At 62.0% G+C, this 21,556-nt stretch carries 19 protein-coding genes and 1 pseudogene; 12 read left to right on the plus strand and 8 right to left on the minus strand.

Annotated elements, in window-relative coordinates:
- Window position 1: 1 nt before the first annotated feature.
- The 5 genes from MF410_RS28635 to MF410_RS28655 form a co-directional block, all read right to left on the minus strand.
- Window positions 2-736 (minus strand): ABC transporter ATP-binding protein, encoded by a 735-nt coding sequence (locus MF410_RS28635; RefSeq protein ID WP_097628131.1) that lies wholly within the window; start codon window positions 734-736, stop codon window positions 2-4.
- A complete protein-coding gene (locus MF410_RS28640) occupies window positions 733-1,551 on the minus strand; it encodes an ATP-binding cassette domain-containing protein (protein WP_239620981.1) in 819 nt (272 codons plus the stop codon). Before MF410_RS28640 ends, MF410_RS28635 begins: the two co-directional genes overlap by 4 nt.
- Window positions 1,548-2,858 (minus strand): high-affinity branched-chain amino acid ABC transporter permease LivM, encoded by a 1,311-nt coding sequence (livM, locus tag MF410_RS28645; RefSeq protein ID WP_131710462.1) that lies wholly within the window; start codon window positions 2,856-2,858, stop codon window positions 1,548-1,550. Before livM ends, MF410_RS28640 begins: the two co-directional genes overlap by 4 nt.
- A 15-nt stretch (window positions 2,859-2,873) precedes the next feature.
- Window positions 2,874-3,791, minus strand: coding sequence for a branched-chain amino acid ABC transporter permease LivH (locus MF410_RS28650; protein WP_097628128.1), 918 nt, complete (start codon window positions 3,789-3,791; stop codon window positions 2,874-2,876).
- A 76-nt stretch (window positions 3,792-3,867) separates the two neighbouring features.
- Window positions 3,868-4,983, minus strand: coding sequence for an ABC transporter substrate-binding protein (locus MF410_RS28655; protein WP_097628127.1), 1,116 nt, complete (start codon window positions 4,981-4,983; stop codon window positions 3,868-3,870).
- Between the two features lie 307 nt (window positions 4,984-5,290).
- Here MF410_RS28655 and MF410_RS28660 point away from each other — a divergent pair, with 307 nt between their 5' ends.
- Genes MF410_RS28660 through MF410_RS28685 form a run of 6 tightly spaced genes read left to right on the plus strand, consistent with a single transcriptional unit; the run spans window position 5,291 to window position 13,990 of the window.
- Window positions 5,291-7,372: a hydantoinase/oxoprolinase family protein gene (locus MF410_RS28660; RefSeq protein ID WP_097628126.1), complete on the plus strand. Its 2,082-nt coding sequence runs from the start codon at window positions 5,291-5,293 to the stop codon at window positions 7,370-7,372.
- Between the two features lie 10 nt (window positions 7,373-7,382).
- Window positions 7,383-9,050: a hydantoinase B/oxoprolinase family protein gene (locus MF410_RS28665; protein ID WP_097628125.1), complete on the plus strand. Its 1,668-nt coding sequence runs from the start codon at window positions 7,383-7,385 to the stop codon at window positions 9,048-9,050.
- Entirely contained in the window at window positions 9,047-10,258 is a 1,212-nt protein-coding gene (locus MF410_RS28670) for a pyridoxal phosphate-dependent aminotransferase (RefSeq protein ID WP_097628124.1), read from the plus strand. The genes MF410_RS28665 and MF410_RS28670 overlap by 4 nt, the downstream gene beginning before the upstream one ends.
- Before the next feature lie 12 nt (window positions 10,259-10,270).
- Window positions 10,271-11,083, plus strand: a complete 813-nt coding sequence (locus MF410_RS28675) for an NAD(P)-dependent oxidoreductase (protein ID WP_097628123.1) — start codon at window positions 10,271-10,273, stop codon at window positions 11,081-11,083.
- A gap of 7 nt (window positions 11,084-11,090) precedes the next feature.
- Window positions 11,091-12,284, plus strand: a complete 1,194-nt coding sequence (locus tag MF410_RS28680) for an FAD-binding oxidoreductase (protein WP_239620983.1) — start codon at window positions 11,091-11,093, stop codon at window positions 12,282-12,284.
- A gap of 20 nt (window positions 12,285-12,304) precedes the next feature.
- Window positions 12,305-13,990: a thiamine pyrophosphate-binding protein gene (locus tag MF410_RS28685; protein WP_097628121.1), complete on the plus strand. Its 1,686-nt coding sequence runs from the start codon at window positions 12,305-12,307 to the stop codon at window positions 13,988-13,990.
- 36 nt (window positions 13,991-14,026) lie between these two features.
- Here MF410_RS28685 and MF410_RS28690 read toward each other — a convergent pair whose 3' ends face one another.
- Complete coding sequence (locus MF410_RS28690) at window positions 14,027-14,758, minus strand: FadR/GntR family transcriptional regulator (protein WP_097628120.1); 732 nt, start codon at window positions 14,756-14,758, stop codon at window positions 14,027-14,029.
- A 60-nt stretch (window positions 14,759-14,818) separates the two neighbouring features.
- Window positions 14,819-17,861, minus strand: a pseudogene (locus MF410_RS28695) (FAD-binding and (Fe-S)-binding domain-containing protein).
- Between the two features lie 95 nt (window positions 17,862-17,956).
- Here MF410_RS28695 and MF410_RS28700 point away from each other — a divergent pair.
- The 6 genes from MF410_RS28700 to MF410_RS28725 all read left to right on the plus strand — a co-directional run bounded on the left by MF410_RS28700 (window position 17,957) and on the right by MF410_RS28725 (window position 21,186).
- Window positions 17,957-18,706, plus strand: a complete 750-nt coding sequence (locus tag MF410_RS28700) for an SDR family oxidoreductase (protein WP_183779658.1) — start codon at window positions 17,957-17,959, stop codon at window positions 18,704-18,706.
- On the plus strand, window positions 18,699-19,448 hold the full coding sequence (locus MF410_RS28705) for an SDR family oxidoreductase (protein WP_097628118.1): 750 nt from the start codon (window positions 18,699-18,701) through the stop codon (window positions 19,446-19,448). Before MF410_RS28700 ends, MF410_RS28705 begins: the two co-directional genes overlap by 8 nt.
- A gap of 188 nt (window positions 19,449-19,636) precedes the next feature.
- Complete coding sequence (locus MF410_RS28710) at window positions 19,637-19,927, plus strand: hypothetical protein (protein ID WP_097628117.1); 291 nt, start codon at window positions 19,637-19,639, stop codon at window positions 19,925-19,927.
- A gap of 121 nt (window positions 19,928-20,048) precedes the next feature.
- Complete coding sequence (locus MF410_RS28715; RefSeq protein ID WP_097628116.1) at window positions 20,049-20,402, plus strand: hypothetical protein; 354 nt, start codon at window positions 20,049-20,051, stop codon at window positions 20,400-20,402.
- A 30-nt stretch (window positions 20,403-20,432) separates the two neighbouring features.
- Window positions 20,433-20,762 (plus strand): DUF2934 domain-containing protein, encoded by a 330-nt coding sequence (locus tag MF410_RS28720; protein ID WP_097628115.1) that lies wholly within the window; start codon window positions 20,433-20,435, stop codon window positions 20,760-20,762.
- A 4-nt stretch (window positions 20,763-20,766) separates the two neighbouring features.
- On the plus strand, window positions 20,767-21,186 hold the full coding sequence (locus MF410_RS28725) for an HD domain-containing protein (protein ID WP_097628114.1): 420 nt from the start codon (window positions 20,767-20,769) through the stop codon (window positions 21,184-21,186).
- Window positions 21,187-21,259: 73 nt separating this feature from the next.
- Here MF410_RS28725 and MF410_RS28730 read toward each other — a convergent pair whose 3' ends face one another.
- On the minus strand, window positions 21,260-21,529 hold the full coding sequence (locus MF410_RS28730) for a cyclase (RefSeq protein ID WP_097628113.1): 270 nt from the start codon (window positions 21,527-21,529) through the stop codon (window positions 21,260-21,262).
- Window positions 21,530-21,556 lie beyond the last annotated feature (27 nt).

Raw genomic sequence — 21,556 nt, forward strand, 5'->3', positions numbered from 1 at the left:
TTCAGTGCAGTCCGAGATAGGCTTTGCGGACGTCTTGGTTGTCGAGAAGCGAGGCGCTGTCGCCGGAGAGATGGATGCGGCCGTTGACCATGACATAGGCGCGCTGAGAGAGCTTCAGCGCATGGTTGGCGTTCTGCTCGACGAGAAAGATGGTCTTGCCCATCGCCGCGATCTCTCCCAGGACTTCGAAAACCCGCTTGACGATCAGCGGCGCCAGACCCAGCGACGGTTCGTCGAACAGGATCAGCTCCGGCCGCGCCATCATCGCGCGGGCGATGGCGAGCATCTGCTGTTCGCCACCCGACATCGTGCCGGCGGTCTGGTTCCGGCGCTCCTTGAGGCGCGGGAAGAGCTCGAACATGATGTTCCGGTCCTCTTCGAACCAGGCCATGCCGATCGGCGTCGTGCCCATCATCATGTTCTCTTCGACCGACATTTCCTGATAGATCTGACGCCCCTCGGGAACGAGCGCTATGCCGCGTCGGGAAATCCTGTTGGTTGGCATGCGGGAGATGTCTTCGCCGCGATGCAATATCCTGCCCGACGAGGCGCGCGGCGCGCCGAAAATGGAGGACAGCAGCGTAGTCTTGCCGGCTCCGTTCGCGCCGATCAGGCTGACGATTTCACCGGCGGAGATATGAACGTTGATGGCCTTCAGCGCTTCGATCGGACCGTAATGGGCATGAACGTCGGCGAATTCTAGAAGCGGCACCGGCGTGTCGGATGGCTGGCTCATGCATGGACCTCCTCTTCGCTGATGCCGAGATAGGCCGCGACGACGGCCGGATCGTTGGCGACGTGTTCAGGCGTGCCGTCGGAGATGACCTCGCCATGATCGAGCACGACGATGTGGTTTGAAATGCGCATGACGAGGCCCATGTCGTGCTCGATGACGAGCACCGTCTGGTCGTGGTCGGCGCAGAGCCGATGGATGACCTCCGCAAGATCCCGGGTTTCCGAGGGGTTCAGGCCGGCGGCCGGTTCGTCGAGGCATATGAGGCTCGGGCTCGTGCACATGGCGCGGGCGATCTCGACGCGGCGCTGTCGGCCATAGGGCAGCTCGCCGGCAAGGCGGTTGGCGTCTTCGGCGAGATTCATCTGCCGCAGCCAATGATAGGCGCGGTCGACTGCCTCTCTCTCGGCCTTGCGGAACATCGGCGTGCGGAAAACCCCGCTCAGAATATTGTTGCGGGTTGCGAGATGCTGGGCGACCAGAAGGTTTTCGATGACCGACATTTCCTTGAACAGGCGGATGTTCTGGAACGTCCGGGCGATCCCGGCGCGGGTGACGAGGTGCGAGCCGCCGGTGATCGGTTTCGTCACCAGCTCGCCGATATCGGTCGGACCATCGCGCCCGTTCAGGATGATGCGGCCGTCGCTGGCGCGATAGAAGCCGGTGATGCAGTTGAACATCGTCGTCTTGCCGGCGCCGTTCGGGCCGATCAGCGCGGTCACCGCGCCGCGTTCGACGGTGAAGCTGACGTTCCTGTTGGCGACGATGCCGCCGAAACGCATCGTGACGTTCTGTACGTCGAGGATGGTTTTACTCATCGCCCCGCCTCCGCCTTGCTGGGGAAGGACAGTGCGCTGCCGACGCCTTCTTCCATCGTGCTCGGAAAGAAAGCCGGGCGTTTGATGCGCACCAGCCCGCGCGGCTTCCAGATCATCATGACGACCATCAGAATGCCGAAGACCAGCACCCGGTATTCGGCGAACTCGCGCAGGAGCTCGGGAAGAATGGTGAGGACCAGAGCCGCCGCGATGACGCCTGCCGTCGATCCCAGGCCGCCGAGCACGACGATTGCCAGGATCAGCGCGGATTCGAAAAACGTGAAGGATGTCGGGTTCACGAAACCCTGTTGTGCGGCGAAGAAGACGCCGGCCAGCCCGCCGGTGGAAGCGCCGAGCATGAAGGCGGTGAGCTTGGTGAAGACGTGATTGACGCCGAGCGAACGGCAGGCGATCTCGTCTTCGCGCAGTGCTTCCCACATGCGGCCGAGCGGTATGACGCGCAGCCGCTCCACCGCGTAGATAACGAAGCAGACGACGAGAAACAGCACGAAATAGAGGAACCAGAACTTGTAATCCGCACTGTAGGGGATGCCCAGATATTCATGAATGGGCACGCCGCCCTGTTTGGCCGTGCGGGTGAATTCGAGGCCGAAGAAGGTCGGCGGCGGAACCGGAGCGCCGTTGGGGCCGCCGGTGAACTCAAGCCAGTTGTTCAGCACCAGGCGGATGATTTCACCGAAGCCGAGCGTGACGATAGCAAGGTAATCGCCATGCATCTTGAGGACGGGAAAGGCGAGAACCATGCCGCAAAGGCCGGCGAGGAACGGGGCAAGGATCAGCGCGCTCCAGAATCCCAGGCCAAGATATTGCGATCCGAGCGCCAGTAGATAGGCTCCGACGGCGTAGAAGGCGACGTAGCCGAGGTCCAGCAGGCCGGCAAGCCCGACGACGATGTTTAGCCCCAGGCCGAGCAGGCAGTAGATCAGCGCGAGGATTGCAATGCCTAGGAAATATTTGTCGGCAAAAAACGGCAGGCTCAGCCCTGCGACAAACAACAGGGCAAGGACGAGCATCGGCGACCGTTCCTGGCCGTTCATGACGGTCACGCCGGCGCTGTTGCCTGCCATGCGCAGGCTGAGCTTTCGACCGAGGCTGCTCATCTGAAATAGTGAGAGCGCCGATCGGCCCACCGTGACAATGGCGGCGAGCAGCAGCGCCCGTGTCAGTTCGTTGGTGAACGAAAATCCGTCGAGCACCAGTCCCGAGATCGGGCCGAACAAGATGATGGAGACCGTGAAGGTGAGGAGCGCTTGTTTGAGGAGCGTGTAAAGGCGATTGGGTTCCATGATTTCTGCTCCTCCTCAGACCTTCTGGATTTCAGGACGGCCAAGCAGGCCATACGGTCGGAAAAACAGAAGGGTGATGAGCAATGCGAAGGCGAAGACGTCCTTGTAGTCGGTGCTGACATAGCCGGCGAACAGCGCCTCCGTCAGGCCGAGGACGATGCCGCCGAGCACAGCACCCGGCAGCGAGCCGATTCCGCCGAGAACCGCGGCCGTGAAGGCCTTGATGCCCATGACGAAGCCGATGAAGAAGTTGAAAGACCCGTAATTGAACGTGACCAGCGTTCCACCAACGGCGGCGGTCGCTGCGCCCATGACGAACACCGTCGAGATGATCCGGTCGGTATTGACCCCCAGGATCGCCGAGATGCGGATATTCTGCTGGGTGGCGCGGCACTCGCGGCCGATCCTCGTGTAGTTGATCACATAGGTGAGCAAACCCATGGCGATCAGCGAGGCGAACAGGATGACCGTCTGCATATAGGTGATCTGCGCGAAGTGAGTTTCGTTGCCGATCCGGAACGCTCCCTGGATCAGCGTCGGTACGCCCTGGTCGCGCGCGCCCTGGGCGATCTGGACATAGCTCTGCAGCATGAGCGAGATGCCGATCGCCGAGATGAGCGGAGCAAGCTTGGTCGAGCCGCGAAGCGGTCGATAGGCCACGCGCTCGATCACCCAGCCATAAACGGCGGTGATTGCGCAGCTTATCACCAGCACGGATATCAAGGCGAAGGGAACCGACTGGACGCCGAAATAAGCAAGCACGGCAAGGGTGATGGCGGCGATATAGGCCGATACCATGTAGACGTCGCCATGGGCGAAATTGATCATCCGGATGACGCCGTAGACCATGGTGTATCCGACCGCGATCAGGCCGTAGATCGTCCCGAGCGTGATGCCGTTGAATAATTGTTGAACCAGGATGTAAAAGTCCATGGTGAACCCCTCTTATGTTTTCGGGGATGGATAAGCCGGCCGAACCTTGGGGTCCGGCCGATCCGGCAAAATTGCCTTACTTCACCAAGACAGGGCTTCCCTTGTCGTCGAAATTGTAGAAGACGAACTTGAAGTCCTTGATGTCGCCCTTCGCATCCCAGGTGATCTTGCCGATGGCGGAATCGACGGTGTTGTTGCGAAGATAGTCGGCTTGGGCCTTCAGCTCGTCGCCGGCCTTCAGCGCGGCGACGACCGCCTGCGCATTGGCATAGCCGTAGAGCACGTAGTTGGCGGGCGTAATATTGGCTTTCTTCAGCGCATCCTGGACGCCCTGCGTGGACGGATCCGCCAGCGGATCCGGTGTCGCCGAATAGTAGACGTTCTTCAGATTCTGAGCGCCGCCGGCGGCTGCGACGAGTTCTGCCTGGGCGAAGGCGTCGCCGCTGACGACGGCCACGTCGACACCCTGTTCCTTCAACTGGCGGATCAGCGGGCCGCCTTCGGGAATGAGCCCGCCGAAATAGACGGCGTTGGCGCCGGAGCTCTTGATCTTGGTGACGAGCGCATTGAAGTCGCGTTCGCCGCGGGTGAGACCCTCATACATGACCGGCTTTACGCCGCGCGCTTCGATCGTCTTCTTGACGGCGTCCACCAGGCCCTGGCCATAGGTGTCCTTGTCATGGATGAGGGCGATCTTGTCCCGCTTCAGCGTATCCAGAATGAAGCTGCCGGCCACCACGGCCTGCTGGTCGTCACGGCCGCAGCCGCGGAACAGATTGTCGAAGCCGCGATCGGTCACGGTCGGGTTGGTCGAGGACGGCGTCATTTCGAGGATGCCGGCGTCATTGTAGACTTCGGACGCGGGGATGGTGTTGGACGAGCAGAAATGCCCGATCACGGCCTGGACCTTGTCCTGGTCGACGAAACGGTTGGCGACCGCCACTGCCTGCTTCGGTTCGCAAGCGTCGTCGCCCTTCACCAGTTCGATCTTCTTGCCTTTGATGCCGCCATTGGCGTTGACGTCGCCGACATAGGCCGAGACGCCGCTGAACACCTGCTCACCGAAGGTCGCATTGGCGCCGGTAAAGGGGCCGGCGACGCCGATCTTGATCGTGTCGGCTGCGAAAGCGCTGGAAAAGAGCAGGGCGGAGGCGAGCGTGGTCGCCGTAAGAAGCGTTGAGATGGATTTCATTGTGCTTTCCCTCTGGTTGAAGCAACTCTGATGTTCTTGTCTTTCGGGATGCGGGTTCGGCCCGCATTCACCCTTCGTCGTCACGCGAAGCCATTATTTTTATTCAGTTATTCGGCGTTCTCCAAAAACGCTTGGAAAGCGCGTTTCGAGATTTTTGACTGTTTTTCCAATTGACACTTATATGATAAGTGACATATACGAGGATCGTCAAGCGGAAATGTTGCAGCGGCGCTGGCAACAGTGAAGAATGGCTGGATGCGGGGCCGCATGAGCGCGGACTCAAACGTGAGAACTGGGGAACAAGACGGTGAGCAGCACGCCACGAAACTGCCGGGTGGGCGTCGATATCGGCGGCACCTTTACGGATATCGCTCTCGACCTCGATGGGACGCTTCACTCGACGAAGATATTGACCGATTATACGGCGCCGGAGCGGGCGATCCTGAAGGGCGTCAAATCCGTCGCCGAGATGGCGGGCATCGCTCTTTCGGAGATCGGCATCCTTATCCACGGCACAACGCTTGCCACCAACGCTCTCATCGAGCGGCGCGGCGCCAGGACCGCTTTCGTGACGACCGAAGGGTTTCGCGATGTGCTGGAGATGCGCACCGAGAACCGTTTCGAACAATATGATCTCAATATTTCCCTGCCGCCGGCGCTGATCGCCCGCGCCGACCGCTTCGTCATACGCGAGCGCATCGATGCTACCGGCAAGGTCCTGCTCGATCTGGACGAGGCCTCGGTCGCCGCAGCCGTCGAGAAGATTGCGGCGGGCGGTTACGAAAGTGTCGCGATCGGCTTCATTCATGCCTATGCCAATGGCGCGCATGAAATTGCCGTCCGCGATGCGATCCTGAAGCGGCTTCCTGGTATTTCCGTTTCGATCTCGTCGGAAGTTTCGCCGCAGATGCGCGAGTTCGAGCGCTTCAACACGGTCTGCGCCAATGCCTATGTTAAGCCGGCGATCAAATCCTATCTCGACCGTCTCGTCGTGTCGCTGAAGGAGATCGGCGTCGGCTGCCCGGTCTTTATGATCCACTCCGGCGGTGGGATCGTTTCGGTCGAGAGCGCCTCCGAATTTCCGGTGCGCCTCGTCGAATCAGGTCCTGCGGGCGGCGCGATTTTTGCGGCCGACATCGCCCGCCAATATGGCCTCGATACAGTTCTGTCCTTCGACATGGGCGGCACGACCGCGAAGATCTGCCTGATCGAAAACCAGGTGCCGAAGACAGCTAAGACTTTCGAGGTCGCGCGCACCTATCGCTTCCGCAAGGGATCCGGCATGCCGATTTCCATCCCTGTCGTCGAAATGGTCGAAATCGGCGCCGGCGGCGGTTCGATCGCTTCGGTCGACGGCATGCGCCAGATCCGCGTCGGGCCGCATTCGGCTGCCTCCGAGCCGGGGCCGGCCTGTTATCAGCGCGGCGGCAAGAATCCGACGGTAACCGACGCGGACCTGATCCTCGGTAAGCTCGATCCTGATAATTTCGCCGGCGGCGCCATCCCGCTTTCCATCGAGGCGAGCCGTAAGGCGATGAGCGACGCTATCGGCGCAGTCATCGGCCTCGACCCGGAAGCTTCCGCCTACGGCACCTGCGAGATGGTGGATGAGAACATGGCAAATGCCGGCCGCGTCCATACCGTCGAGAACGGAAAGAACATTTCCGATTTCACCATGATCACCTTCGGCGGCGCAGGCCCGCTGCATGCCGCGCGGCTCTGCGAAAAGATGGGGATCTCGACCTTCCTCGTGCCACCCGGCGCCGGCGTCGGTTCAGCGATCGGCTTCCTCAAGGCGCCGTTCGGCTATGAATCGGTCCGCAGCGCCGTCTTCAACCTGTCGCATTTCGAATATGCCGAGGCCAACCGGCTGCTGGAAACCATGAAGGCTGAAGCGCTCGGCTTCGTCGAAGGCGGTCTCGACGCCGGGGCTCCGGTCATCGAACGCACGCTCTTCATGCGCTATGCCGGGCAGGGCTGGGACATTCCGGTGCCGCTTGCTGACGACAACTTCGATTCAACGAGCGCTGAAGCGATCGCAGCCGCGTTCGAGCGTGAATATGAGCGCTTCTTCGGTCGTGCCATCGAAGGTTTGGATATCGAGATCGTCAGTTGGTCGGTCAAGGCGAGTTCGCCGCTGCCGCCGGTCGAGCGCATCCCTTCCGTCGCCGAAGGCGGTGTCGTGCCGCCGGTCAAGACCCGCCGCCTGTTCGAGGCCTCGCAGGGCGCCTATCTCGAAGCCGGCATTCACGAGCGGACCACGCTGAGGCCGGGTGACGTCGTCAAGGGTCCCGCCGTCATCGTCGAGCGCGAGACATCGGCGGTCCTTACCGCCTCCTTCAAGGCCATCGTCCAGCACGACGGCTGCCTGCTCGTAACCCTGATCTGAGGATCGTCACATGAACAAATCCATGATCGATATACATATGCAGGTCATGTGGAACCGGCTGATTTCCGTCGTCGAGGAGCAGGCGCAGACGCTGATCCGCACGGCCTTCTCCACCTCCGTCCGCGAGGCGGGCGATCTGTCGGCCGGCGTTTTCGACCTCGACGGCCGCATGCTGGCGCAGGCGGTGACCGGTACGCCCGGCCACGTCAATGCGATGGCGGAATCCGTCGCGCATTTCATTGCCGATATCGGGCCGGAGAATATCTTCGAAGGCGACGTCTACATCACCAACGATCCGTGGAAGGGGACGGGTCACCTGCACGACATCACCGTCGTCACCCCCTCCTTCCATCACGGCAAGCTGGTGGGGTATTTCGCCTCGACCGCCCATGTCGTCGACGTCGGCGGCCGAGGCTTCGGCCCGGATGCGCGCGAGGTCTATGAAGAAGGCATCTTCATCCCGATCATGAAGTTCTTCGAGCGTGGCGAATTGAACCGGACGCTGATCCATATCGTCCGCAACAATGTGCGCGAAAGCGACAAGGTTGTCGGCGATTTCTATGCGCTCGCCGCCTGCAACGAGACGGGTCATCGCCGGCTCGCCGATATGCTGACGGAATTCAATCTCCCCGATCTGTCGACGATCGGCGGCTTCATCCTCAAGCACAGCCGCGAGGCGACGCTGGAGCGGCTGAGGAACCTTCCGCATGGCGCCTGGAGCTACAGCCTCGATCTCGACGGCTATGACGAGCCGGTGCATCTGGCAGCCAGGCTCAGCATCGGTCCCGAGGGCATCGTCGTCGATTTCGACGGCACCTCCGGCATGAGCAAGTTCGGCATCAACGTGCCGCTCATCTATGCCAAGGCCTATGCCTGCTACGGCATCAAATGCGTGGTGGCGCCGGAGATTCCGAACAATGCGGCCTCTCTCGCCCCCTTCGACGTGGTGGCGCCTGAAGGCTGCATCCTCAACGCCAAGCGGCCGGCGCCGGTCGCGGTGCGCCACGTCCTCGGCCATTTCGTGCCGGATCTCGTTTTGGGCGCGCTGCACCAGGCGCTCCCGGGCCAGGTGCCGGCCGAAGGTGCGAGCGCGCTCTGGAATCTGCATATGAGCGTGCGCCCGCTTTCCGACCAGATCGGCGGCAAGGGCGCGGAAATCCTGATGTTCAATTCCGGCGGCACTGGTGCGCGCGCCTCCCTCGACGGCTTGAACGCCACCGCCTTTCCGAGCGGCGTGCACACGATGCCGATCGAGGCGACGGAGAATGTCGGCCCGGTCATCGTCTGGCGCAAGGAGTTGCGGGAGGGGTCGGGTGGCGCCGGCGCGCAACGCGGCGGTCTCGGCCAGATGATCGAAATCGAGGCGGCCGAAGGCTTCAGCTTCCGCTTCTCCGCCATGTTCGACAGGCTCGGCCATCCCGCGCGCGGCCGTGATGGCGGATTGGACGGCGCGGCCGGCGCCGTTGCGCTCGATGACGGCACGGTTCTCAAGGGCAAGGGGCTGCAATTCGTGCCGGAAGGCCGCCGCCTCGTTCTGTCGCTTCCGGGCGGCGGCGGTTACGGCGATCCGGCCGCCCGCCCGAGCGAGGCGGTCGAACACGATCTCATGCATGGATACATCACCGAAGAACAGGCTGGCGCTTACGGCCGGAGCCGGAGCCAGGGAGAGAAGGCATGAATATGGTTGCATTCGAAAGCACGCGTGTCGCGACGATCAAGTCCTCGCCCTCCATGGCGGTCTCCATGGCCGCCAAGGCAATGCGGGCCAAGGGAGAGCATGTCATCGACCTGTCGCTCGGCGAGCCCGATTTCGATACGCCCGCTCACATCGTCGAAGCTGCGATCGGGGCGATGAAGCACGGCATCACGCGCTATACGGCGCCGGACGGCCTGCCAGAACTGCGCCAGGCAATCGTCGCCAAGTTCAAGCGCGAAAACGGCCTCGACTATGCCATGGACGAAATCTCCATCGGCAACGGCGCCAAGCAGATCCTCTTCAACGCTTTCCTCGCCACCTTGGAGCCCGGCGACGAAGTGGTCGTGCCGGCGCCTTACTGGGTCTCCTACACCGACATCGTCATCCTGCATGGCGGCGTGCCGAAGGTCGTTGCCTGCGGCGTCGAGGATGCCTTCAAGATCACGCCGGAACGCCTCGAAGCGGCGATTACGCCAAGGACGCGCTGGTTCCTGTTCAACTCGCCATCGAACCCGACGGGCGCGATCTACACGGCGGACGAGTTGAGGGCGCTCGGCGCGGTGCTGGCGCGCCATCCCCATGTCGCCATCATGTCGGACGAGATCTACGAGCATATCGTCTGCGCCGACGTGCCGTTTACCTCCTTCGCCGTCGCCTGCCCGGAGCTGAAAGAGCGCACGCTGATCATCAACGGCGTCTCGAAAGCCTATGCGATGACGGGATGGCGCCTCGGCTATGCGGCTGGTCCGAAGCAATTGACCAAGACCTTGAACAAGCTCCAGTCGCAGAGCACGACCTGCCCGTCCTCCATCACCCAGGTCGCGGCCGCCGCCGCCCTCGACGGCCCTCAAGACTTCGTCACGACGGCGGTCGCTGAATATAAGGCGCGCGGCCAACTTGTCGCCAAGGGTTTCGCCGCGATACCGGGCCTCGAAGTGCGGGCGCCCGAAGGTGCCTTCTACCTCTTCCCCAAATGCGCCGGCTATATCGGCAGGACGGCGCCTGACGGCACCCGGATTTCCAACGATACGGAACTGGCCTCCTATCTCCTGAAAGAGGGGAAGGTCGCCACCGTCCCCGGTGCCGCTTTCGGCGTCGAGCCCTATATCCGCCTTTCGTTCGCAACATCGCGCGAAAATCTCGCCATTGCCATCGAGCGCACCGCCGATGCGCTGGCCAGACTTCGCTAAGGGGAAAATATTATGACCGATTATCAGCGCACGCTTCTGACCGGCGCGGCTGGCGCTCTCGGAACCCAGCTGCGCGAATCCGGAACAAGGCTCGGCAAGATCGTCAGGCTGTCGGCGCGCAAACCCTGCGAAAACCTTGCTCCGCACGAGGAGGATGTTCCGGCTGATCTTTCCGATTTCGACGCCGTCTCGAAAGCGGTGGAGGGCTGCGACGCCATCATCCATATGGGCGGCCAGGGGCTGGAAGCGTCCTGGAACACCATTCTCAACGCCAATATCGTCGGCAGCTACAACATTTATGAGGCGGCCCGGCAGCACGGCGTCAAGCGTATCGTCTATGCCAGCTCCGTTCACGCTATCGGTTTTTACGAGCGCACCGAGACGATCGACGGCAATGCGCCGACCCGCCCCGACAGCCTCTACGGCGTGTCGAAGACCTTCGTCGAAAACCTCGGCCGCTATTATTTCGATAAGTTCGGCATCGAGACGGTCAGTCTGCGCATCGGCTCCTCCTTCCCGGAGCCGACGGACCGGCGCCATCTCATCACCTGGCTCTCCTATCGCGATTGCCGCCAGCTCGTCGAAAAGAGCCTGTCGGCCGAACGCGTCGGCTTCATGGTCGCCTATGGCATGTCCGACAACAGCCGGGCTTTCTGGGACAACCGCACGGCGGCTTCCCTCGGTTACAAGCCGGAAGACAGCGCCGACGACTACGAAGAAAAGGTCTTCGCGAAGACACGGCAGGGCGATCCCAACGATCCGGCCGTGCGCTTCCAGGGCGGCAGCTTTGCCGCCGCCGGCCATTTCGAAGACGAGAAGAAGTGAGACGCCGATGCAAGCATCCAAGTCATCCTATGACGTGGTGATCGTCGGCGGCGCGGTAGTCGGCAGTTCGGCCGCCTACTTCCTCGCGACCAATCCCGACTTCAAGGGCTCGGTCCTGGTGATCGAGAAGGACTGGACCTATCAGCGTTCGGCCACCGCGCTTTCCTCCAGTTCCATCCGCCACCAGTTCTCCAATGCAATCAACGTCAAGGTCTCGCAATTCGGCACGGAGTTCATCCGCAACTTCAAGGAAAACGTCGCGATCGATGACGACACGCCGGAGATCGGCTTTCACGAGGCCGGTTACCTGTTCCTTGCCGAGGACGAGCGCGGCGATCAGGTCTTGAGACGCAATCACGAGACGCAGCTTTCCTGCGGCGCCGAGGTGACGCTTCTGGATCCTGACGGCCTCGGCCGGCGGTTTCCCTGGCTCAATCTCGAAGGGCTGACGCTCGGCAGCACCGGTGAGCGTGGCGAGGGCTGGTTCGACAGTGTCGGCCTGCTGCAAGGCTTTCGCAAGAAGGCTCGCTCGCTCGGGGTCGAATACATCGAAGACGAGGTCGTCTCCGTCAACAGAGAGGGAAACCGCGTCGTATCCGTATCGACGAAGAGTGGTCAGACGATCGCATGCGGCACGATGGTCAATACCTCAGGCACCAACGGCAAGAAGGTTGCGCGGATGGCCGGTCTCGACGTTCCCGTCGAGCCGCGGCGGCGCTCGCTGTTCGTCGTCGATTGCCGCACGCCGCTCGAGGGAAAAGTCGGCCTGACGATCGACCCCACGGGCGTTTTCTTCCGGCCGGAAGGCAAATTCTATCTGATGGGCACCTATCCCAAACACGATCCGGAAGTGGACCCGAACGATTTCGACGTCATGCATGACGAATTCGACGAGGAAATCTGGCCGATCCTGGCGAACCGGGTTCCGGCCTTCGAAGCGATCAAGGTCGTCAACTCCTGGGCCGGCCATTACGACTACTGCACCCTCGACCACAATGTCGTCCTCGGGCCGCATACGGAAGTCGGAAATTTCCTCTTTGCAAACGGCTTCTCAGGCCACGGCCTGCAGCAGTCGCCGGCGATGGGCCGGGGTCTCTCGGAGCTGATCGCCTATGGCGGCTTCAAGACCCTCGATCTTTCGCCATTCGGCTATGAGCGGGTGACGGTGAACCGGCCCTTCCTCGAAGACGCCGTCATCTAACGAACAGGAGAGGGAACCCGATGAGAAACGAAACATCAAAGCGCAGCGGCGGCCAGGTGCTCGTCGATGCCTTGCACATCCACGGCGTCGATCGTGTGTTCGGCGTGCCGGGTGAAAGCTATCTTGCCGCCCTCGACGCCTTCCACGACCTAGAAGAGGCCATCGAATTCGTCATCTGCCGGCAGGAGGGCGGGGCTGCCTATATGGCGGAAGCCTATGGCAAGATGACCGGCAAGCCCGGCATCTGTTTCGTGACCCGCGGGCCGGGCGCCACGAATGCGTCTATCGGCGTGCATACGGCTTTCCAGGATTCGACGCCGATGATCCTGTTCATCGGCCAGGTGGCGCGTGACCAGATGGAGCGCGAAGCCTTCCAGGAGATCGATTATCGCCGGATGTTCGGCCAGATGGCGAAATGGGTGGTCGAGATCGAGGACGCCGCCCGCATCCCCGAACTCATCAGCCAGGCCTTCCACCGCGCCGTCAACGGCCGGCCGGGACCGGTGGTCGTCGCGCTTCCCGAGGATATGCTGACCGATATGGTTGATGTCGCCGACACGCCGCCCCACAAAAAGGTCGAAGCCTTTGCCGGCGAACAGCAATTGGAGGAATTGCTCGGTCTTCTCTCGCAGGCCAAGCGCCCGATGACCGTCGTCGGCGGCGGCGGCTGGACGCAGCAGGCCGTGGATGACCTCAAGGCCTTTTCCGAGGCCTTCAGCCTGCCGATCGCCGCGTCCTTCCGCTGTCAGGACCTGTTCGACAACCGCCACGAAAACTATGCTGGCGACCTCGGCCTTGCCGCAGGGCCGAAGCTGATCAGGCACGTCAAGGATTGCGATCTGCTGATATCGATCGGCGCCCGTCTCGGGGAGATGACGACAGGCGCTTATACGCTGATCGACATTCCCGTTCCGAGGCAGTCACTCGTTCACATCCATCCGGGCGCCGAAGAACTCGGGCGGGTCTATCACGCAAGCCTGCCGATCAATGCCAGCGTCGCCGGTTTCCTGTCGCAGGCGGCAAAGCTGAAGCCGCCTGTCGCACCGGTATGGACGGATTGGACCAGGACTGCCCATACCGACTACCTCGAAAACCTCAAGCATCCCGAGGTGCCGGGTCCGGTGCAGATGGGCGACATCATGGAATGGCTGCGCGGCCATCTCAAACCCGATGCCATCCTGACCACCGGCGCCGGCAATTATTCCGCCTGGGCTCATCGTTTCTATCAGTATCGCTCGTTCCGCACCCAGCTCGGGCCGACCAACGGCTCCATGGGTTATGGCGTGCCGGCGGCGGTCGCCGCCAAGATCACCGATCCCTCGCGCACGGTGGTTGCCTTTGCCGGCGACGGATGTTTCCTGATGAACGGCCAGGAACTCGCAACGGCGATGCAATATGACGCCCGGGCGATCTTCCTCGTCATCAACAACGGCATGTACGGAACGATCCGCATGCATCAGGAGCGCAGCTATCCCGGCCGTGTTTCCGGCACCCGCCTGACGAACCCGGATTTTGCCGCGCTGGCGCGGTCCTACGGCCTGCATGGCGAGACCGTGGAGAAGACGGAGGACTTCGCCGGCGCTTTCGAACGCTGCGAGGCATCGGGCAAGCCCGGCCTCATCGAAATCCGAATCGACCCGGAAGCGCTGACGCCGAAAATGAGCCTGACGCAGATTCGCCAGCAGGCGATTGCTCAGGGAAAATGATCGGGAATGCGCCGCCTGAAAGCTAGGCGGCGCGCTTCAATCTTCCGCGTCGATGCTCGCCGGCTCGTCGAGCATCGTGCGGTAACGATGCAAGCTTTCTTCCAGGTGGGTGATCAGCGCGTTCTTCGCGGCCTTGACGTCACCCTGGGTGATCGCGGCCAGAATGGCGGCATGTTCCTTGTTTATCTTCTTCAGATAACCGCTGTAGCCGCGCGCCGATTGCCGATGCTTGAGCACGAGATCGAAATTGATGCTCTCCATCACCGCTTCCAGAAAACTCGGAAAATGCGGATTGCGGGTGGCACGGGCGATCGCAAGGTGGAATTCGTAATCGGCGCGCGCCTCGACGACGGCATCATCGGTGACCAGGTTTTCGAGGGCGTCGTAGGCCCGGGCGATCTCGGCAAGCGCCTCTGGCGTACGCCTCGCGGCTGCAAGCGCGACGGACTGGATCTCGACGCCGAGCCGCAATTCCAGGATTTGCATCGCCGAGCGAATATCCTCGATGCGGCTGATCTCGAAATTGAGAGTCTTGGCATCCTTGTCGGAAACATAGACGCCGGCGCCCTGGCGCGCGGTCACCCTGCCGCCGACCTTGAGCGAGGTGAGCGCCTCGCGAATGACGGTTCGGGAAACGCCGAATTCCTCGCATAGCTGGGCACTTGACGGAATTTTCTCGCCGGGCGCATAAAGGCCGGAGTCGATGCGCTCCATCAGCTTCGCAACGACGATTTCCGCGAGATTGCCTCGTTGCGTGATGATTGACACTTGTGTGCTCCGGTTTCCACGATCGAATTTAGCACATATCACATGTCATGCCACATATGATCACGAGATGTCCGGCTTTTCGGAAATTATCCGGTTGATGACCTGAAACGGATGCGGGATACGCTTGCCGTCGATTTCCTTTACCTGGGAGCGGCACGAATATCCTGTCGCCATGAGGATATCGGCTTCACCGGCCGCATCAAGCTCGGGCTTCCAACTCATCGCATAGAGGCGTTCGGAGATCGGTCGGTTGCGGGCTTCGTGGCCGAAGGTGCCGGCCATGCCGCAACAGCCGGTTTGTGCCGCCTGAAGGTCGATGCCGAGGCTTTCGAATATTTTCTGCCATTGTGCGACGGAGGCGGGCGCATTGGTGCGCTCGGTGCAATGGGCCATCAAGCGGAAGCTTTTGCCTTCGGCAGCGGAAGGCGAGGCGGCGAGCCGATCGAGGTTGGCGACCAGCCATTCCTGCGGCAGCAGGACATTCGCCTTCGATATCCCCTTATATTCGCTGCGAAAGGCGAGCGTCATCGATGGATCGAGCCCGACGAGCGCCACGCCTGTTTCATCCAGTCGCTCGAGATAGCGGGCCGTCCGCTTGGCCGCCGCCTCGAAGCGTCCGAGATAGCCATGAACATGCAGGGCTTTGCCATTGGTGTGGGAGGCTGCAAGGAACGGCGTGAGCCCGATTTTTCTGGCGAGCCCGATTGCGGCAAGCGCAACGTCAGGATCGAAATAGGCGGTGAAGGCGTCGGCGACGAAGACGACGCAGCGCTGCCGTTCTTGCGGCGGCAGAGCTTCGATCGTTTGAGAGGTCGCAAGCGGCACGCCGAGGCGGGCGGCTTCCCTGGCGAGCGAGATCCGCGGCAAATGCGGCAGGGAGGTCAGCCCGACGACACGCATCATCGTCCTGCCGGCGCGCGTGCCCACGACCAGATTATAGGCGGGCCGGATGCGCCGGACGAGCGGCAGGGTGGTTTCGATCGCCGCGACCAGCGGATCCTTCAGCGGGCGGAGGTAGCGTCCGTAATACAGTTCGAGGAATTTCGAGCGGAAGGCCGGCACGCTCACCTTCACCGGACACTGCCCCGCGCAGGCCTTGCAGGCTAGGCACGTGTCCATCGCCGCGCGCACCTCGTGGGAAAAGTCATCGCGGTTTGCCGGGTTCAGCGAATTGAAGGCGCGCCGCGCGAGGCTGGCGAACGGAATGCTCCGCCGCAGGCGCGCCGCCTCCTGGCGGGGGTCGATGCCCTTCTCGGCCAGCAGCCTCAGCCATTCCCGCATCAGCGCGGCGCGGCCCTTGGGCGAAAAGCGCCGGTCGCGCGTCGCCTTGTAAGAGGGGCACATCGGGCTCGTTTCGTCGAAATCGAAGCAGGCGCCGTTGCCGTTGCAATAGGCGGCATTGTCGAAGGCGGAGCGGATCTCGTTGCCGATGATGCGATCGATGCCTCCGCGCAACGGAACATTGTCGATCTTCGTCAGTCCCTCCGCGGAAGGGGTCGCGATCTTGCCAGGATTGAGCCGATTCTCGGGATCGAATGCCCGCTTGATCTCCTGCAGGCTGGGATAAAGATCGCCGAAAAATTCCGGCACATATTCCGAACGTACGCCCTTGCCATGCTCTCCCCAGAGCACGCCGCCATATTTGCGGGTGAGCGCCACGACGGCGTCGCTGACTTCGCGAACCGAGCCGGACGTGATCAGCGCGGGTCAGGTCGAGCGCCGGCCGCACGTGCAGGACGCCGGCATCGACATGGCCGAACATGCCGTAGGAAAGGCCGGCGCCATCGAGAAGTGCGCGGAATTCGCGAATATAGGCCGCCAGATTTTCCGGCGGCACGGCCGTATCCTCGACGAAAGCGACGGGTCTGACCGGCCCTTCCACGTTGCCGAGCAGGCCGACCGCGCGCTTGCGCATCGACCAGATCGCCTCGACATCGGCATGACCCCGGGCGATCGTATAACCGGCATGGCGGGCATTCGCGCCCGTGTCGAGCGCGGCGGTCACCTCCGCAAGCTGGCGTTCGAGTTCCTCTTCATCGTCGGCGAGCACTTCGGCAATATTGATGCCGTTCGTCGTGCTGTCCGGATCGTCGGGAAAGAAGCGCGCAATGCCGGTCCAGACGATGTCGCCTTTCGCGAGGCCGAGAACTTTCTCGTCGACCGTTTCCACCGAGGCGACGTTCAGCGCCACGAGGTTGCGGGCATCCTCCAGGGCGGTGTTGAAGTCGCCGTAGCGGATGTTGATCAGCGCCGCATGGGCGGGGATCGGCAGGAGGTTAAGCTCGGCTTCGGCGATCATCGCCAGCGTTCCCTCCGAGCCGCAGAGTATGGCATTGAGGTCGAAGTGTCCGTCGCCGCGCCTGACATGGGCGAGGTCGTAGCCGGTCATATAGCGGTTGAGCTTCGGGAAGATTTCGGCGATCCGCTCGTGTTTTTCCCGGGCGATCCGTTCAACCGCCCTGTGGATCTTGCCGACGCGGCTCTCTCGCGCGGCGATCTCCTCGAACGCTTCCGCGTCGAGCGGGCGCGACCAAAAGTCGGACCCGTCCGTAAGAACGATGCGCAATCCGAGGACGTGGTTGCTGGTCTTGCCGTAGAGGCAGGAACCCTGGCCGCAGGCGTCGGTGGAGATCATGCCGCCGATGGTGGCGCGGTTGGAGGTGGAGAGTTCGGGAGCGAAAAAGAGGCCATGGGGCTTCAATGCCCGGTTCAACTGATCCTTGACGACGCCCGCCTGGACGCGCGCAATCCTTCGGACGGGATCGATCTCGAGAACGGACGTCATGTGCCGCGAACAGTCCAGCACAATGCCCGATGTCAGCGATTGACCGTTGGTGCCGGTGCCGCCGCCGCGCGGCGCGAGGCCGATCCCTCGGAAGGCGGGTTCCGATAGCACGGCCGCCACGACCTGCAGGTCTTCGACGGCCCGCGGAAAAAGGATGCCGGTCGGTTCGACCTGGTAGATGGAATTGTCGGTCGAAAACACGGTTCGGCTTGCCGCGCCGGTTTCGATATCGCCGGAAAACCCCGCCTCGACAAGCCGCTGGAAGAAACCTGCGGGGGGCAGGGGGATTGAAACCTTCGGCTGGAGGCGTGGAATCATTTCGAAACCTTCAGAATGCACTTGAGCTTTGCCAAGCTTAGCATATAAGTGATAACATACAATGATGGCGCAGCGCCAAACAACGAGGTGGAACTTTGAAGAACCAGACCGCAATCATCGTCGGCGGCGCTTCCGGGCTCGGATTGACGACGGCGAAGCTCATGATCTCGCATGGGGCCACCAGGATTGGGCTCATCGATCGCAACGAGGAACTGCTTGCTTCGTCGGCTACGGCGCTGCGCGCGCTGGGCGCCGAGGTCGCAACGGCCGTTGCCGATATTTCCAAGTCGGAAACGGCGCATCGCGGGTTTAACGAGATCGCCGGCACGCTCGGCCGGATCCATGTGCTCGTCAACAGCGCCGCCATCTATCCCCGGCGGCCTATCCTTGAGATCACCGATGAGGAGTGGGATCTCGAAAATGCGATCAACGTCAAGGGTACCTATCATATGATGGTCGCTGCCGTCCTGCATATGCGCCAGCATGTGAACGCGCCCGCGGTGACGGGGCGGATCGTCAACGTGACCTCGGTCGATGCTTTCAAGGCCCACCCCCAAAACGCCCATTATGCCGCAACCAAGGCTGCCGTCGTCAGCCTGACGAAATCTTTTGCCCAGGAATGCGCCAAGGATCAGATCCTTGTCAATTCCGTCGCACCCGCCGGTTTTGCGACCGACCGCGCAAAGGAGCTCGGATTTCTCCCCGAGCTCGCCAAGGCCAGCGCGCTTGGCCGTGCGGCCGAGCCGGCCGAGATGGCGGAATGGATCGTCATGATGGCGTCGAGCCGCAACACCTATGCCACCGGCGAAAACGTCGTCGTCAGCGGAGGCTACATCTATGTCTGAGCCGCTGGCCTATCGGGTCGCCGTCGTCACGGGTGCGACGAGCGGCATCGGCCGCGCCACCGTCGGCAGGCTGCGCGACATGGGGCTGACGGTTTATGCCGTCGGCCGAAACGCCGAGGCACTCGATGAATTGGCCGCGGAGAGCGGAGCCAAGCCGATCCGGGCCGATGTCCGCGACACCGCTGAAATCGTGCGGCAGCTTGATGGCGTTGATGTCGACATCCTGGTCAACAATGCCGGCATTCTCTCGACGCGGGCAACGTTCAGCGAGATCGAACCTTCCGAGATCGATGCCATGATCGACATCAATCTCAAAGCGCCGATGCATCTGACCCGCGCGTTCCTGCCTGCCATGGTCGAGCGAAAGCGTGGCCATCTCATCTATATCGGTTCGAGCGGCGGCCAGGCGCCCTATCCGAACATGGCGGCCTACGGCCCGTCGAAGGCCGGGCTCAGCCTGTTTTGCGACAATCTCCGCTGCGATCTGCTCGGAAGCTCGGTTCGCGTGACGGAGGTAGTGCCGGGCCGCGTCCAGACGGACCTTTATCGCACCGCAATGGCGGGCAATCAGGCTCGGACCCTGCTCTACGACGGCTACCGTCCGATACAGTCCTCCCACATCGCCACTATCATCGCCAATGCCATCGAGCTTCCCATCTTCGTCGACGTAGCCCGGATCGAAGTCTTCCCGACGGATCAGGCGACCGGCGGCGGCACGATGGTCAAATTCCCTGGGCAGTAGGCGGGCAATCTGGAGACTTGCCGATGATGGCTGAACTTTCCGCTCCGGACTGTCGGCAATCCAGCGCCTCGATCGGGCGGCAACGATGCCGGTGCCGAGGCACCTGCATCGCCCTCCAGGGAACAGAAGCGCCACTCCGGCGTTCGAACTAAAGACGACGGTTCTCACGTCTTTTGGGAGTGCGCGATATGGAAGAGATGACCAATATCATCAAGGACCTCAGCATCGAGGAACGCGAGGAAATCTTCGTCGACATCGCTCGTACGCTGGAAGACACGGCACGTGAGGCCCTTGTCGAGGGCAATATGCAGTTTGCAGAAATTTCCAACAACATGGCCGAAGCGATCCGCGTCAACGCTGACGAACTCGCCCGCGACGATCCTGAGAATGCCGAGCGCGTGCTGCTGCAGGCAACGGCGATGATCTCGCAGTTCGAGGCCGTGCACCCCTATCGCATGGTGAGCATGGCCGTCCACTGACGGCCGGCCGAGTGCTCCGGTTGATCCTCCGTTCAAATCATTTGCCATAGGCGGGAACTCTCGCTACCCGCGAGGGTTATCGGATCACAACATCCTTTGCATGAATGGAAGGAGGACCGCTATGACGTCCAGATCCGTTGTGCCGCCGGAAAGCGGTACCGACGACGCGCGCTCCGCCGACACGCGAGATGCCGAGAAGGATCGCCGAAGGACATTGGAGAATGTCCGCAGCACCGTAAGGCCTGAGACAGACGGCGACAGCAACACCGAAACTCCAAGCCTGAAGCTCGCGAAGGAATATCTTAGCCTCGGCGGGCGCCGCCGGTCCAAGATTGACGACAATATCACCGAAGTCCGCCAATGGGATCGAGATCCGCCCGAGGCCGAACGGTTCTGGACGGAACGGGTAGAGACGCTTTCAAAACATGACCGTAAACAGGTGGAGGATTTTCTTCCAACCATCAACACGCCCTGAACGGCTCATTGAAATGTGTTGGAGGAGATCATGGCTATAGACAAGCACGAGCAGATACGCCGCCGTGCCTATGAAATCTGGGAGGCCGAGGGCCGCCCTGATGGTGCGGACCAGCGCCATTGGCTGCAAGCCTGCGATGAACTGGCTGGCGACGATGAGCATGAGACCCTGCAGGACCTGCTCGATGAAGACGATAGGGATGATGCGGCGCTGCTTCAAGGCGCCGGTGAGAGCGGCGACCTCGATCGGCCGCCACCAAGGCTTGGCCGGGCCGCCCTGACTTCCGTGCCCGATATCGAGGTGACCACAGGCGAAAAGCCGTCCTCCCAGCGGAAGATCAGGAAGACTGAAGGGCCTTAATCGGATTCAGCATCTCGATCACGCCATCCAGATCGCTCTCGAGGCGCATGAAGGGCAGGCTGATAAGACCGACCGGCCGTACTTCGAGCACTGCCAGCGGGTAGCCCTTCTCGTTTCCGGCGACGAGACGCGAACGGTCGCCTACCTTCATGACGTCGCCGAGAAGGGAAACGGGTGGACGCTCGACAGGCTGAGGGAGGAAGGCTTTCCGCCGGCGATCATCTCCGCGGTGGATGCCTTGACACGGCGGCCCGACGAGGCGGACGACGACTTTGTCAGACGCGCGGCGTCAAACCCGCTGGCGCTGCCGGTCAAGCAGGCCGACCTCGAAGACAATCTTCGCCAGGCCGAACAGGCCAGCAAGAACACGGAGAAATACCAGCGCGGCCTGGATCTCCTGCGCGATCTGAGGAGCGGGCAATAGGAGCGCTCGGAAGAGCGCGTACGACCCGACTTCAAGTCATGCGCCGAGAGCGGCTGCAGTCGTTTGCCCCATCTCACGTTTTATTGGCAAACCACACGGTCGGAGTGCCGAGCACGCCTCCGTTGCGCATGGCCGTCTTCAGCTCTTCGAGCTTGCCGAAGGCCTGAGCTGCTTCCAGTGTGGCGAACTCGTGCGTGACGGTAATGTCGTTGGGATTGTCAGTGGCCCGGTAGACGGCTTGCGCCGTAACGCCATTGGCCTTTTGCACCTGATCAAACGCATCGTATATCTTGCGCCATGTGGCGTAGTCGGAGACCTCGTGCCTCACGAATAGAGTGGTCATATCATCCTCCCGCGTTGCCCGCGCTGC

Source organism: Rhizobium sp. C104 (assembly GCF_022354505.1).
GTDB lineage: Bacteria > Pseudomonadota > Alphaproteobacteria > Rhizobiales > Rhizobiaceae > Rhizobium > Rhizobium redzepovicii.